Raw genomic sequence first — 12383 nt, 5'->3', positions numbered from 1 at the left:
GCGCGCCGATCGGCTAACGTTGCATCGGCGCCGTTGTCGCAAGCCGTCGCGTGCACGCCGGTGTCCGACCCACACTCAACAATCGACAAGGAGATCGGCCATGAAGCAGTCTCGCGTGGTTTCGGTGGCAGTAGCAGTAGCGGCGTCGTTCGGTCTGTTGTTGACCGCCGCGCCGGCGGCATACGCGCAGGACGCGGCGTCGTCCGCGCCGACGCAGAAGCCGCTCGACAAGGCGCAGAAGAAGGCGGCGCGCAAGGCGGCCCGCGCGCGGCACGCGTCGGACCTGAAGGCGATCGGCACCGGCAGCGGCTACCGGTTGACCAACGACCAGAGCAACTATCCGCAGAACGCCGTGCAGAAGGCGCCCGCGACGAAGGCGGCGCCGGCCGCGCCGGCGTCGGGCCAGTAACGGTCTAACGTGTGGCACAGGACGAACGGCGCCGGTCGACCCGGCGCCGTTCGTTTATCCGCGCAACGGCGGGACAGCGGGCCCGCAGGCCCGCGAAGCCGCCGCGTTACGACGCGAGCTTGCTCGCGAGTTCCGCCACGTGCTTGCCCTGGTAGCGCGCGATGTCGAGCTCGTTCGCGCTCGGCTGGCGGCTGCCGTCCGCGCCCGCGAGCGTGGTCGCGCCGTACGGCGTGCCGCCGGTGATTTCGTTCATGTTGACGAGCCCGCTGCACGCATACGGCACGCCCACGATCACCATCCCGTGATGCAGCAGCGTCGTGTGGAACGACGTGATCGTCGTTTCCTGGCCGCCGTGCTGCGTGCCGGTCGACGCGAACACGCTGCCGATCTTGCCGACGAGCGCGCCTTTCATCCACAGGCCGCCGGTCTGGTCGAGGAACGTGCGCATCTGGCCGGCCATGTTGCCGAAGCGGGTCGGCGTGCCGAAGATGATCGCATCGTAGTCGGCGAGTTCGTCCACCGTGGCGACCGGCGCGGCCTGGTCGACCTTCACGCCGATCGCGCGGGCCTGGTCGACGGGGATCGTTTCCGGCACGCGCTTGAGCGTGACCTCGACGCCGGGCACCGATTTCGCGCCCTCCGCGATATGCTGCGCCATCGTTTCGACGTGCCCGTAGGACGAGTAGTAAAGAACCAGAACCTTGGCCATGTTGCGAATCTCCGATTAAAAGGGCCCCGCTCGGCGGGGCCCGGTTTCCCGAACGGGCGTCACGCCCATTCGGCCGTTACTTCGACCGGACGCAGATCGAACACCAGCACCTCGGCATCCTTGCCGGCGGCGATCGTCAGCGCGTGTTCGCCGCGGATGCGTGCGCCGTCGCCTTCGCCGAGCGTCACGCCGTTGACCGTCACGCTGCCGCGCGCCACGTGCACATAGGCAAAGCGGTTCGGATCAAGTTCCAGCGTCGCGCTTTCGTCGCCGTCGAACAGGCCCGCGTAAATCCGGGTGTCCTGCCGGATCTTCAGCGACCCGGCGTCGCCGTTCGGCGACACGACGAGGGCGAGCTTGCCGCGCTTGTCTTCGGCCGCGACGTTCGTCTGCTGATAACGCGGCTCGGCACCCTTTTCGGCCGGCCCGACCCAGATCTGCAGGAAGTGGACCGGCGTATCCGGCGAGTGGTTGAACTCGCTGTGGCGCACGCCCGTACCCGCGCTCATCAGCTGCACGTCGCCCGGCACGATCACCGAACCGGTGCCCATCGAGTCCTTGTGTTCCAGCGCGCCGTCGAGCACGTACGACAGGATTTCCATGTCGCGGTGCGGGTGCGTGCCGAAGCCGCGGCCCGGGGCGACGCGGTCGTCGTTGATCACGAGCAGGTCGGAGAAGCCGACTTGCTTCGGATCGTAGTAATTCGCGAACGAAAACGTATGACGGGAGCTGAGCCAGCCATGCTCCGCACGGCCACGTTGGTTTGCTGCACGGATATCGATCATGATTTTTGTCCTTGAAGTCGCCGGGCCTCGGAAGTGGGCTCGGCCGTTCGTTGAGATGAATCTTAGGTCAATCGATTTGACAAATAAATCGCTGTAGAGATAATGACTGTCGCTCTGGGGTGGACAATATGGAACTCAACGACCTGAGGATCTTCGTCGCGACCGTCGACGCAGGCAGTTTCACGGCGGCGGCCGATCAACTGATGCTGTCCAAGCAGTTCGTCAGCCGGCGCACGATGGCGCTGGAGGCATCGCTCGGCGTGCGGCTGCTGCACCGCAATACCCGAAATCTCGCGGTGACCGAATCGGGGCAGGAGTTTTATGCGCGCGCACAGCGGATCCTCGCGGAGATCGCCGACGCAGAACAGGCGATGTCGGTGCGCAGCACCGAGCTGCATGGTTCGCTGAAGATCAGCGCGCCGCTGTCGTTCGGGATCACGCACGTGTCGCCGCTGATCGCCGAATTCCTGTCCGCGCACCCGGCCGTGCGGCTGAACCTCGACCTGACCGATCGGCGCGTCGACCTGATCGGCGAGGGCTTCGACCTCGTGCTGCGGATCGGCTCGCTCGAGGATTCGACGCTGATCGCGCGTCCGCTCGGCGCGTGGCGGATGATCGCGTGCGCGAGCCCCGCCTACCTGAAGCGGCACGGCACGCCGCAGACGCCGGCCCATCTCGCCGGCCATACGTGCCTGCTGTACGGGCGCGAGCGGCGGGTTGGCTGGGAATTCCGCGTCGACGGCGCGGCGCGCACGTTCGACGTGCAGGGGCCGCTCGTCGCGAACAACGGCGAAGTGGTGCGTGACGCGGCGATCGCGGGGCTCGGCATCGCGCTGCTGCCGCACTTCATCGTCGGCGCGGCGCTCGACAGCGGTGCGCTCGTGCCGGTGCTCGACGCGTACGTGCCGCCGCCGATCACGCTCAACGCGGTGTTTCCGCAGCACCGGGAAGGCTTCGTCACGCTGCGCACGTTCATCGGGTTTCTCGCGGAACGGCTCGGGGAGCCGGCGGGCCGGGTGCGGTAGCCGGCTGTTTGCGGTGAATGAGGCGATTAATCTCCGCATAATTTGCGGAAATTATTGAGTCATGCGGAGAACGGGCGGATAATCTCCGCATGATGAGCGGAGATTGCACCTTTATCTGGGAATCGGCCGACTGGCCGGCATGGCGCTTCGACCTTCCGGCCCTCGCCGCGCCGCTCGCCGACGTCAGCCGTGCGCAAGGCATGCTGGTCGGCCGGCTGGCGGATGTCGGCCTGACGTTGCGCGACGAGGCGAGTCTGGCCGCGCTGACGGAGGACGTCGTCAAGACCAGCGCGATCGAGGGCGAGAGCCTGAATGTCGCATCGGTGCGGTCGTCGATCGCGCGCCGGCTCGGGGTCGACATCGGCGCGCTCGCGCCGGTCGATCGCCACGTTGAAGGCGTCGTCGACATGGTGCTGGATGCGACGACCCATTCGGGCGCACCGGTCACCGAAGCGCGGCTGTTCGGGTGGCATGCCGCGCTGTTCCCGACCGGCTATTCGGGGCTGTCGCGGATCACGATCGGCGGATGGCGCACGGATGCGAGCGGGCCGATGCAGGTGGTCTCCGGGCCGATCGGCCGGCAGCGCGTGCACTTCGAGGCGCCGCCGGCCCCCCGCCTGACCCACGAGATCGGGCGCTTTCTCGCGTGGCTCAATGCGCCGCCGGCCGAGCCGTTGCTGATCCGGGCCGGCCTCGCCCATCTGTGGTTCGTCACGCTCCACCCATTCGACGACGGCAACGGTCGTATCGCGCGCGCGCTCGGGGATCTGGTTCTGGCGCGCGCCGATCGAAGCCCGCAGCGTTTCTACAGCCTGTCCGCGCAGATCCAGCGCGAGCGCAACGCGTATTACGACGTGCTGGAGCGCACGCAGCGCGGCTCGCTCGACGTCACCGAGTGGCTCGCGTGGTTTCTGAACACGCTGGGCCGGGCCATCGATCATGCGCACACGACGCTCGATGCGGTGCTGATCAAGGCGCGCTTCTGGCAGCGATGCGCGGGCGTCGCGATGAACGCACGCCAGGTCAAGGTCATGAATCGCCTGCTCGACGGCTTCGAAGGGAAGCTGACGACCACCAAGTGGGCCGCGCTCGCGAAATGCTCGCAAGACACGGCGCTGCGCGACATCACGGAGCTCGTCGAACGGGGCATGCTGCGGCGCTCGGCGTCCGGCGGCCGGAGCACGAGTTACGAACTGGTGCCGTTCGACGGCTGACGTCATCGCCGGCTCGGCTCGTCCTGCGCGCGAAACGCGTCGTGTGCATGGCCGATGCAGCGGGCGCGATTGCCACGCGCGTGTGGCAGGGCGGCGCGCAGCGCATCGGGTTCTCGTCGATGGAAGACGACGGGTCGATCGGGTTTGACGGCGCTCGCGCGATCGTGTTCATCGGGACCATCGGTCGCGCGACGAACGCTGCCTGACGTGACGGTATCGTGCGCTGTGGCGCGGCCGCCGAGATGGTTGCGATGACATCGAACGTCGATTGATCGGCGTCGCGCAATCGGGTTACGCTTCGGCGGGCGGCGCCATGCGTCGCATGCCAGGCCGGGCGTTTTTACCTCGAATGTCGCGTGCAGGTAGCTTCTACGGGTGCGCGACCCAGCGACGATCAAGCCGATGACAACGAAAACCCAGAACCGATCGAATGCGCGCGAGCACGCCGCACGTTGCACAAGTGGCAAGCGGAGTACGTACCTGTCATCCGTCACGGCGGCCGTGCTGCTGATGTGGGTGCCGCCCGTCGCGCATGCGGCCGGCTTCGACTGCGCGAAGGCCGCGTCGCCGCCCGAGAAAACGATCTGTGCGGACACCGCGCTGTCGAAGCTCGACGGCAATCTGTCGGCGGCGTGGAAGCGGGCGCTCGCGAAGGGCGGCGATACGGCCGCGCTGAAGGCGGCGCAATTGAAGTGGCTCAAGCAGCGCGACCAGTGCGGCAGCGATGCGTCGTGCCTGGGCGACCGCTACCGCGAACGGCTCGCGAGCCTGAACGGCGCGCCGCTCGCCGCCGATCGCTGGCAGCAGACGTGGTATCTCGACAGCGACAACCCGTCGTTCGGCGGTGTGCTGAGGTTCACCGGCACGGTGCCACGCCTGCATTTCGAGCTGAGCGCCAACAACGGCGCGCATGACGGTGGGCTCGACGGCAACATCGTGCTGCACGGCGACGGCGGAACCTATCGCAAGGACACGTGCCGGCTCGATTTCGATCGCAAGGGCGGCCGCATCCACGTCACGCAACATGGCGCGGATTTCGATTGCGTCGCAGGTATGGGTGTCATGTACGAGGGCGACTACGTGACTGCCGCGCAGTTCCAGGCCAAACCGCCGGCCGATCTGCTGAGCCTCCGGGTTGTCACCGACGCGCAGCAGAACGCGGTCGCGCACAAGCTGCTCGGCGCCGACTATCAGACGCTCGTCGACATGGTCAACTCCAGCGCCGACGAAAAGGATCTCGACGGCCTCAACGCACACGTGACGTCGTACTGGGTGCTCGGCATCGCGCCGACGAACGCGGCGATCGTGATGCGTCGCGGCACCGATCTGTGGATCGGGCTACTCGTGTTCGATGCGAAGAACAACGTCCGGATGCGTTACTACTCGAACGTGCCGGCGTGGAAGAAAACGGTGCCGAAGACGATCAACGCGTGGCACGACAATCTCGACAAGACGCTGCCGATCGACGTGATGCAGTAAGCAGGTGCTGCCCCGCTATGTCTTGCTCTTGCGCGCCGGCGCCGCCGCCGATTCCCGTATGCGCAACTCGGGCTGGACCGCATGGCCGGGCCCCGTGGCGCCGTTCTCGAGCGCGTCGAGCAACGCATGCGCGGCCTGACGCCCGATTGCGTCGGTGTCGACCCACATCGTCGTCAGCGGCGGCTGGATCTCGCGCGCAAGCGCGACGTCGTCGAAGCCGGTGATCGACAGCTGCGCGGGCACGTCGATGCCGAGCGCCTGCGCTTCGAGCAACGCGCCGAGCGCGAGCGCGTCGTTGCCGCAGATCACGGCGGTCGGCCGCGTCGCCGCGTCGCCGTCGGCGATCGCGCGCAGGCTCGCCCGCCCGAACGCGATCGTGGCCGCGCCTTCGTGCTGATGCACGGGGCGCACCGCGAGCCCGTGCGCGGCCAGCGTGTCGTGAATGCCGCGCAGGCGGGCCTGCACGCGGTCGTTGTCCGTCGACGGCTGCATGATGATCGCGAAATCGCGATGACCGAGGTCGAGCAGGTGCGTGGTGAGCCGCGCGAACGCCGCGCGGTTGTCGAAGCCGATGCAGCAGTGCGGGCTGTCGTCGCGGTACGCATACGTGACGACGTACGGCACGCGATGCATCGCAAGGAGTTCGAACAGTTCCGGCGGATACGCTTCGCCGACCAGCGACACGGCTTCCACGCCGCGCGACAGCATCGCGCGCACCTGCGCGAGCGCCTGCGCGGGGTCGTAGTTCGAGCAGCCGAGGAACAGCGTGATGCCGTGCTCGGCCATGACCGTCTGCATGCCGGCGACCTGTGATGCAAACACCTGATCGTCGAGGGTCGGGATGATCGCGCCGGTGATATGGGTGCGCGTGGACGCCAGCGCGCGGCCGGCCGCATTCGGGATCCAGTTCAGTGCGCGCGCGGCGTCGCGCACGCGCTGCTGCACGTCGGCCGACACCTTGCCCGGATCGTTGTAGACGCGCGAGACGGTCGCGGTCGACACGCCGGCCAGTTTCGCGACGTCGCCGAGCACCGAGCGGCCGCTGCCGCGGCGGGCCCGCGGCGTGCTCATCGGCCGTCTCCGGGCAGGGCGGCCATGCCGCTGCCGTGTGTCGTCAAAAGCGTCATTGTTTACCCTCGATTCGTGATGCCCCCGCTTGCATTCTCCCCCAAGCCTGCGAGAATGTAAGCGCTATCTTTTTGCTGCTTCCCTATTATGTCAGACACTTGCGCGATCCGTATGGTGAAATTTTCCGAGATGATGACCATTCCGGTCATTTTGTCGACCGCGAATGTAAGCGGTTACATAAAGCAATGAGCGGCCTTAGGTCCCCGCGTATCGCCGTCGTCGGCAGCGTCAACATCGATCTCGTCACGCGTGCGCCGCGCCTGCCGGTGCCGGGCGAAACGCTGCTCGGCACGACGTTCGAGACCGTTCACGGCGGCAAGGGCGCGAACCAGGCGGTGGCGGCCGCGCGCCTGGGCGCGTCGGTCGCGATGATCGGCTGCGTCGGCGACGACGCGTTCGGTGCGCGCCTGCACGCGGCGCTCGCGGCGGAGCGCATCGACGTGACGCACCTGCACCGGATCGGCGGCACGGCGACCGGGGTCGCGACGATCACGGTCGACGACGCCGGTGCGAACAGCATCGTCGTCGTGCCGGGCGCGAATGCATGCGTCGATGCCGACCGGATCGACGCGGCGTGCGACGCGATCGCCGGGGCCGCGCTGCTCGTGTGCCAGCTCGAAGTGCCGGTCGCCACCGTGGCGCGCGCGATTGCCTGTGCCAGCGCGCACCGCACGCCGGTGCTGCTCAATCCCGCACCCGCGCAACCGCTCTTCGATGCGTTGCTGGCGCGGGTCGACTATCTCGTCGTCAACGAAACCGAGGCCGAGTCGCTGACCGGCATCGCTGTCGGCGACGACGCGTCGGCCGTGCGCGCCGCCGATGCGCTGTGCGCGAAGGGCGCCGGCAACGTGCTAGTCACGCTCGGCGCGCGCGGCGTCTGCTGGCGCGGCAGCGCGGGGAGCGGCCGCCATCGGGCGATCGCGGTGGCGGCCGTCGATACGACGGCGGCGGGCGACACGTTCGTCGGCGGGTTTGCAGCCGCGCGGGCCGGCGGCGCGTCGATGGACGATGCAATCGGTTTCGGCCAGCGTGCGGCCGCGATCAGCGTCACGCGCCACGGCGCGCAGACGTCGATTCCGACGCGCGACGAGGTCGGACGGTCGGACACCTGAATTCCGCATGCGACGGAACGGCCGAACCCGGCCCCTATCAGTGACATGGAGACAATCGACATGAACGACAACCAACCTGTTCCACACGCGCCGCCCCGGATTCGGCGCGGTCAACGCATCGCGCTCGCGCTGTTGATGGCGAGCGGGATCGTCAACTATCTCGATCGCGGCACGCTGGCCGTCGCGAGTTCGGCGATCCGCGGCGATCTCGGCTTGTCGCTCGCGCAGATGGGGCTGCTGCTGTCGGCCTTCTCATGGAGCTATGCGCTGTGCCAGTTTCCGGTCGGCGGGCTGGTCGACCGCATCGGCCCGCGCCGGCTGCTCGGCATCGGGCTGATCGTCTGGTCGTTCGCGCAGGCGTCGGGTGGCCTCGTGTCCACGTTCGGCTGGTTCATCGTCGCACGCATCGTGCTCGGCATCGGCGAGGCGCCGCAATTCCCATCGGCCGCGCGCGTGGTGAGCAACTGGTTTCCGCTGCGTGCGCGCGGCACGCCGACCGGCATTTTCAATGCCGCGTCGCCGCTCGGTACCGCGCTTGCGCCGCTGCTGCTGTCGGTTCTCGTGGCGTCGTTCAACTGGCGCTGGGCGTTCGTCGTGACCGGGGCGCTCGGCCTCGTCGTCGCCGTCGTGTGGTTCGCGCTGTATCGCGATCCGGTGCGCGCGCAACTATCCGCCGCCGAACGCAATTATCTCGATGCCGATGCACAAAGCGTCGCCGCGGCGCCGAAGCTGACCTTCGCCGAATGGCGCAGCCTGTTCTCGCACGGCACGACGTGGGGGATGTTGATCGGCTTCTTCGGCTCCGTGTACCTGAACTGGGTGTATCTCACCTGGCTGCCGGGCTACCTGACGATGGAGCGGCACATGAGCCTGATCCGCACCGGGTTCGCCGCCTCGGTGCCGTTCCTGTGCGGATTCGTCGGTTCGCTGGTCGCCGGCTGGCTGTCGGATTTCGTCACGCGCCGCAGCCGGTCGCCGGTCGTGAGCCGGCGCAACGCGGTGGTGGCCGCGATGCTCGGGATGGTCGCGTTCACGATTCCGGCCGCGCTCGTGCAGAGCAATACGGTTGCGCTCGCATGCATTTCGGTCGTGATCTTTCTCGCCAACGCGGCGTCGGCGTGCTCGTGGGCGCTCGCGACGGCGGCCGCACCGCCGAGCCGCATCGCGTCGCTCGGCGCGATCCAGAATTTCGGCGGCTTCATCGGCGGCGCGCTTGCCCCGATCCTGACCGGCATCATTGCGCAGAAGTGGTCGTTCGTGCCCGCGCTGCTCACGGCGGCGGCGATCGCGTTCGCCGGGGCGATGGCCTATCTGCTGCTCGTGCGCAAGCCGATTCCCGAACAGGCCGCGAACGCCGCGCCCGGACCGTTGCCGGCGTGATCGTGCAGCCTGCATTCGCATTCACTGAAGGAAGGAGAAACCGATGCAACATCCGCAGCAATCGAACGTGACCATCGAGGGGATCGTGCCGGTGATGCTGACGCCGTTCGACGACGCCGGCGCGATCGACTACGCCGGGCTCGAGCGGCTCATCGAATGGTATCTGGCGCACGGCTCGGATGCGTTGTTCGCGGTCGCGCAATCGAGCGAGATGCAGTTCCTGAGCCTGGCCGAACGCGCGGCGCTCGCGCGTTTCGTGGTCGAGCGCGTGGCGGGGCGCGTGCCGGTCGTCGCGTCGGGCCACATCAGCGACGATCTCGACGCGCAGGCTGCCGAACTGTGCGCGGCGGCCGAATCGGGCGCGCAGGGCGTCGTGCTCGTGACCAACCGGCTCGATCCGCAACGCAAGGGCAGCGCCGCGTTGCTCGACCATCTGCACCGGCTGCTCGCGCGGCTGCCATCGGATCTTCCGCTCGGCCTGTACGAATGTCCGGCGCCTTACCGACGGCTTCTGTCGGATGACGAACTGCGTGCGTGTATCGACACGGGCCGGTTCGTGATGCTCAAGGACGTGAGCTGCGATCTCGAGACGGTGAAGCGGCGCGTCGCGCTTGCCGAGGGGTCGCCGCTGAAGATCCTGAACGCAAACGCCGCGATCGCGTGGGACGCGATGAAGGCCGGGTCCGCCGGCTTCAACGGCGTGTTCACGAACTTCCATCCCGATCTTTACCGGTGGCTGCGCACGCAAGGCGAGTCGAATCCGGCGCTCGCCGACGAACTGTCGACGTTCCTCGTCGTCTCGGCGGTATCGGAGGCGCTGGGCTACCCGGCGCTCGCGAAGCTGTATCACCAGCGGATCGGCACGTTCGGATCGATCAAATGCCGTGCGATCGACTACGACGTGCGCGAACGCTTCTGGGCGCTCGACGCGGTGCTCGACAAGATCGTGGCCGGCACCGAACATTTCCGTCGGCGGATCGCCGCGTTATAACGGGGCACGCGCGCCGCGCCGGATCGCCGAGCAGATGCTGGTAATCGACGGCCTGAGGGAGTTCAGCCGAAAAAAATGACCATCCCGACGGGCCCGCGCGAGGCGCTGGAAGTCCTGACTCGGCGGCTATGACTTCGTGCACGATCAACTGGTGGAGGGTCGGGGTTGAAGATGCTATGCGCGATCGATGAATACACCCGCGAATGCTTAGCGATCGAGGTTGGCGCCAGCCTGCGGCCGCAGGACGTAAGCTTGACGCTATCGCGACTCATGCGGCTGTACGGCAAGCCCGCGTTCGTTCGGTCGGACTACGGCGCAGAATTTACCGCTGCCAAGGTCATGCGTTGGCTGCGAGACGCTGCAATCGGTCCGGCCTTCATTGCGCCTGGCAGTCCCTGCAAAACGGATTCGTCGAAAGCTTCAACGGCGAACTGCGAGACGAATTGCTAAACCGCGAATGGTTCCGCAGCCGCGCCGAGGCCAAGGTGCTCATCGAACGCTGGCGTCATTTCTATAACCGGCGCCGGCCCCACGGCGCTCACCACTACCAACCTCCGGCCACGGTCCGTCGAGTCTGGCTGGATTCCGATAATATCGACGCGAGGCTCACTGCCTGATTGGTCACAGAATTCCGCCGCGGGTCAGTCAAAAAGATAACGATTATTGTCCGCACTACACTGCACCGAGTCCCTGTCGACGGTCAGTATCCACCATGCCTGCTACCGCCCTGCAATTCGCGCTTCTCGCCAAGCATCAGGAAATCGCGTCTCTGCGCCACTTGGCCGAGCAGATCGAATTGGTTGACCTGCTCGGCCGCCTGATCCATGCGCTGCAGCGCGAGCGAGGCGCCACCAGCATCTATCTGGCGTCGAGCGGCAAGCGCTTTGTCGCCGAACGCGCGGCTTCGCGCGGCGAATCGGCGCCGCTCGTCGCGCAGTTGCGCGAACGCCTGGATCTGGAGTTGACGCCCGCGCGCGGCTCGACGTCGCGCCTGCTGTCGCTGATCGCCTGGGTGCTGCTCGACCTGGAATCGCTGGATGTGCTGCGCGAACAGATCGACCATCTTGCGCTGTCGGCGCCGGATTCCGTCCAGGCGTTCAGTACCGTGATCGGCGGCCTGGTGGAACTGATTTTCCAGTTTGCCGACAGTGGGGCGGATCCGTCGGTGTCGCGCATGCTGATTGCCCTCGTCCACGTCGTCGAGGGCAAGCAGGAAGCGGGGCAGGAACGCGCCGTCGGCGCGCACATGTTCGCGGCGGGCACGTTTTCGGCGGACCAGCAGCAGCGCCTGCTGTATCTGATAGCGGCGCAGGAGCGCAGTCTCGAAGTCTTCGCGAGCTTCGCAAGCACGGCGCAAAGCGCATGGTGGGAGACCCGCATGACGGAGCCGCACATGGCGGCGCTCGAGAAGCTGCGCCGCGTACTGTGCACGGCGCACGCCGGCGATGCGCTCGATGCCGTCCTGAGCGAAGCATGGTTCGACGCCGCGAGTGCCCGCATCGATGATCTCTGGCACCTTCAGATTGCGCTGACGCTGCAGGTGCAGGAAATGTGCAACGCACGAATCGACGACGCGCACCGAACGCTGCGCGACTCCGAGCGCCTGATGGCGCAGTTGCGGAACAATCCGCCCCCGCATACCCAGGCGCTCGCCCAGTTCTTCGCCGACGGTCCGTTGTCGGCGCGCGCGGCGGTTCACGAACTGCCGGGACGCCTCTCCGGCTCCGACCTGGGGACGCTTGCCAGCCTGAAATCCCTGCTGGAGTCGCAATCGGCGCGACTGGCCGGCGCGGAGGTCGAGCTCGACGCGGCACGTCGCACGCTCTACGAACGAAAGCTCGTGCAGCGCGCGAAAAATACGTTGATGACGCGCTTCGGCCTGCGGGAGGACGAAGCGTATCGGATGCTGCAGAAGGCGTCGATGGACGGCAACCGGCCGCTTGCCGATATCGCGGAAGACGCGCTGACGTCGCCCGAGCGATTCGTCGACGAGCACGCGCAGCCTTCCGCGCGACGCCGTACGCAGCGAAGCGCGCAGGAACCACCGCACGACGACGGCACGACCTGACCGGAACGCACCGCACCGCGCTTCACGCACCGCGCTTCACGCACCGCGGCGGCGCCCGAAGCGCATGCACGAAGTGCAGTTTG

At 67.3% G+C, this 12383-nt stretch carries 12 protein-coding genes and 1 pseudogene; 10 read left to right on the top strand and 3 right to left on the bottom strand.

What is annotated here, in order from left to right:
• Window positions 1-100 precede the first annotated feature (100 nt).
• Window positions 101-409, top strand: a complete 309-nt coding sequence (locus tag CFB89_RS33025) for a hypothetical protein (protein ID WP_089471616.1) — start codon at window positions 101-103, stop codon at window positions 407-409.
• A gap of 106 nt (window positions 410-515) precedes the next feature.
• Here the strand turns inward: CFB89_RS33025 and wrbA are convergent, their stop codons facing one another.
• Both wrbA and CFB89_RS33015 read right to left on the bottom strand, forming a co-directional pair.
• The gene (gene wrbA, locus CFB89_RS33020) at window positions 516-1118 is read right to left on the bottom strand and encodes an NAD(P)H:quinone oxidoreductase (protein ID WP_089471615.1); all 603 of its coding nucleotides are present in this window, start codon (window positions 1116-1118) and stop codon (window positions 516-518) included.
• Between the two features lie 59 nt (window positions 1119-1177).
• On the bottom strand, window positions 1178-1903 hold the full coding sequence (locus CFB89_RS33015; protein WP_089471614.1) for a pirin family protein: 726 nt from the start codon (window positions 1901-1903) through the stop codon (window positions 1178-1180).
• A 128-nt stretch (window positions 1904-2031) separates the two neighbouring features.
• Between CFB89_RS33015 and CFB89_RS33010 the strand changes: the two genes are divergently transcribed.
• From CFB89_RS33010 to CFB89_RS33000, 4 genes are all read left to right on the top strand, one after another.
• A complete protein-coding gene (locus CFB89_RS33010; protein WP_089471613.1) occupies window positions 2032-2928 on the top strand; it encodes a LysR family transcriptional regulator in 897 nt (298 codons plus the stop codon).
• Between the two features lie 89 nt (window positions 2929-3017).
• On the top strand, window positions 3018-4142 hold the full coding sequence (locus CFB89_RS33005) for a Fic family protein (protein WP_089471612.1): 1125 nt from the start codon (window positions 3018-3020) through the stop codon (window positions 4140-4142).
• 47 nt (window positions 4143-4189) lie between these two features.
• Window positions 4190-4348 carry a hypothetical protein gene (locus tag CFB89_RS35150; protein WP_179233578.1) on the top strand — a complete coding sequence of 53 codons (159 nt, stop codon included), beginning with the start codon at window positions 4190-4192 and terminating at the stop codon, window positions 4346-4348.
• 304 nt (window positions 4349-4652) lie between these two features.
• The gene (locus tag CFB89_RS33000; protein WP_256979842.1) at window positions 4653-5621 is read left to right on the top strand and encodes a lysozyme inhibitor LprI family protein; all 969 of its coding nucleotides are present in this window, start codon (window positions 4653-4655) and stop codon (window positions 5619-5621) included.
• Window positions 5622-5636: 15 nt separating this feature from the next.
• Here the strand turns inward: CFB89_RS33000 and CFB89_RS32995 are convergent, their stop codons facing one another.
• Entirely contained in the window at window positions 5637-6692 is a 1056-nt protein-coding gene (locus tag CFB89_RS32995) for a LacI family DNA-binding transcriptional regulator (RefSeq protein ID WP_089471611.1), read from the bottom strand.
• Between the two features lie 242 nt (window positions 6693-6934).
• Between CFB89_RS32995 and rbsK the strand changes: the two genes are divergently transcribed.
• From rbsK to CFB89_RS32970, 5 genes and pseudogenes are all read left to right on the top strand, one after another.
• On the top strand, window positions 6935-7861 hold the full coding sequence (gene rbsK, locus CFB89_RS32990) for a ribokinase (RefSeq protein ID WP_089471610.1): 927 nt from the start codon (window positions 6935-6937) through the stop codon (window positions 7859-7861).
• Between the two features lie 60 nt (window positions 7862-7921).
• Window positions 7922-9241, top strand: a complete 1320-nt coding sequence (locus CFB89_RS32985; RefSeq protein ID WP_089471609.1) for an MFS transporter — start codon at window positions 7922-7924, stop codon at window positions 9239-9241.
• A gap of 43 nt (window positions 9242-9284) precedes the next feature.
• Window positions 9285-10232: a dihydrodipicolinate synthase family protein gene (locus tag CFB89_RS32980; protein WP_089471608.1), complete on the top strand. Its 948-nt coding sequence runs from the start codon at window positions 9285-9287 to the stop codon at window positions 10230-10232.
• 127 nt (window positions 10233-10359) lie between these two features.
• A pseudogene (locus tag CFB89_RS32975) lies at window positions 10360-10849 on the top strand (integrase core domain-containing protein); the annotation flags it as partial.
• Window positions 10850-10944: 95 nt separating this feature from the next.
• Window positions 10945-12300, top strand: coding sequence for a nitrate regulatory protein (locus tag CFB89_RS32970; protein ID WP_089471607.1), 1356 nt, complete (start codon window positions 10945-10947; stop codon window positions 12298-12300).
• The last annotated feature ends 83 nt before the right edge of the window (window positions 12301-12383 follow it).

The organism is Burkholderia sp. AU16741 (assembly GCF_002223345.1).
Lineage (GTDB): Bacteria > Pseudomonadota > Gammaproteobacteria > Burkholderiales > Burkholderiaceae > Burkholderia > Burkholderia sola.
This window is presented reverse-complemented; position numbering and strand designations above follow the sequence as displayed.

Excerpts from the sequence above, each read along its gene's own strand:
- CFB89_RS32970 (WP_089471607.1), top strand. The coding sequence starts at position 10,945 with ATGCCTGCTACCGCCCTGCAATTCGCGCTTCTCGCCAAGCATCAGGAA.
- CFB89_RS32985 (WP_089471609.1), top strand. The coding sequence starts at position 7,922 with ATGAACGACAACCAACCTGTTCCACACGCGCCGCCCCGGATTCGGCGC.
- rbsK (WP_089471610.1), top strand. The coding sequence starts at position 6,935 with ATGAGCGGCCTTAGGTCCCCGCGTATCGCCGTCGTCGGCAGCGTCAAC.
- CFB89_RS33000 (WP_256979842.1), top strand. The coding sequence starts at position 4,653 with ATGTGGGTGCCGCCCGTCGCGCATGCGGCCGGCTTCGACTGCGCGAAG.
- CFB89_RS33010 (WP_089471613.1), top strand. The coding sequence starts at position 2,032 with ATGGAACTCAACGACCTGAGGATCTTCGTCGCGACCGTCGACGCAGGC.
- CFB89_RS35150 (WP_179233578.1), top strand. The coding sequence starts at position 4,190 with ATGGCCGATGCAGCGGGCGCGATTGCCACGCGCGTGTGGCAGGGCGGC.
- CFB89_RS33025 (WP_089471616.1), top strand. The coding sequence starts at position 101 with ATGAAGCAGTCTCGCGTGGTTTCGGTGGCAGTAGCAGTAGCGGCGTCG.
- CFB89_RS33015 (WP_089471614.1), bottom strand. The coding sequence starts at position 1,903 with ATGATCGATATCCGTGCAGCAAACCAACGTGGCCGTGCGGAGCATGGC.
- CFB89_RS32980 (WP_089471608.1), top strand. The coding sequence starts at position 9,285 with ATGCAACATCCGCAGCAATCGAACGTGACCATCGAGGGGATCGTGCCG.
- wrbA (WP_089471615.1), bottom strand. The coding sequence starts at position 1,118 with ATGGCCAAGGTTCTGGTTCTTTACTACTCGTCCTACGGGCACGTCGAA.
- CFB89_RS33005 (WP_089471612.1), top strand. The coding sequence starts at position 3,018 with ATGATGAGCGGAGATTGCACCTTTATCTGGGAATCGGCCGACTGGCCG.
- CFB89_RS32995 (WP_089471611.1), bottom strand. The coding sequence starts at position 6,692 with ATGAGCACGCCGCGGGCCCGCCGCGGCAGCGGCCGCTCGGTGCTCGGC.